1 protein-coding gene and 1 pseudogene are annotated in these 584 nt (G+C 65.6%); both read left to right on the top strand.

Going from position 1 to position 584, the window contains the following annotated elements:
- On the top strand, positions 1–261 hold a 261-nt coding region (locus AC5Y5B_RS25240; protein ID WP_500007398.1), incomplete at its 5' end, for a transposase.
- A pseudogene (locus AC5Y5B_RS25235) lies at positions 258–584 on the top strand (IS3 family transposase); the annotation flags it as partial. The gene AC5Y5B_RS25240 and the pseudogene AC5Y5B_RS25235, both read left to right, overlap by 4 nt.

The following is a 584-nucleotide window of genomic DNA, read 5'->3' as shown; positions in this document are numbered from 1 at the left end:
GCCCGTAACCGCGATGAAGGCGTGACGCTCGAGCAGATCGCCGCCGATTTCGGGGTGCATCCGATCACGTTGTCGAAGTGGCTGCGCCAGGCCGACATCGATGACGGCAGCAAACCCGGCATGACCACCACCGATCAGGCTGAGTTACGAGAGGCGCGTCGGCGGATCAAGCTGCTCGAGCAGGAGAACGAGGTGCTGCGCCGGGCTGCGGCGTATTTGTCGCAGTCGAATCTGCCGGGAAAAGGTTTTACCCGCTCGTGAAGGAGCTCGCCGCCAACGGGATTCACGTGGCGGTGACGTGTCGGGTCCTCAAGCTCGCCCGCCAGCCCTACTACCGGTGGCTGGCCACCCCTGTCACCGACGCCGAATACCTTGAGGCTCATCGGGCCAACGCGTTGTTCGACGCCCACCGTGATGATCCGGAGTTCGGCTACCGTTTCCTGGTCGAAGAGGCCCGAGACGCCGGCCAAGCCATGGCCGAGCGCACCGCGTGGCGGATCTGCGCCGACAACGGCTGGTGGAGTGCGTTCGGCAAGCGCAAGCGGGGCAAGAACGGCAAGCCCGGGCCGCCGGTCCACGATGAT

The organism is Mycobacterium sp. NGS33, from assembly GCF_059812885.1.
This window is presented reverse-complemented; position numbering and strand designations above follow the sequence as displayed.